Here is a 258-nt window from a genome sequence, read left to right on the forward strand (position 1 = left end):
CTGTAATGCCGCCCTCGTGGCCGTCTCGAACACTTCTCGGACGCCTTCCTTGCTCTTGGCCGAGCACTCGAGGTAAGCAAAGGCGTTGATCTTTTCAGCCATGGTGCGGCCCTCCTCGGGCTTGACCGGCTCCTGCTTCATTTTGCCCAATTCCTTGATGGTATTGGGGTCGTTGCGCAAGTCCTAAGCGAAGAGGTGACACGTCAAGTCGGGCCGGCAGGCTCTATCCCCTGTCCCGCTGGACGGGGCTACTTACTT

1 protein-coding gene is annotated in these 258 nt (G+C 58.9%); it reads right to left on the minus strand.

What is annotated here, in order from left to right:
• The coding region (locus tag JEM65_RS21500) for a hypothetical protein (protein ID WP_199603795.1) at positions 1–180 on the minus strand (180 nt) is incomplete at its 3' end.
• Positions 181–258: the final 78 nt, after the last annotated feature.

This window comes from Gelidibacter salicanalis, assembly GCF_016469035.1.
Lineage (GTDB): Bacteria > Bacteroidota > Bacteroidia > Flavobacteriales > Flavobacteriaceae > Gelidibacter > Gelidibacter salicanalis_A.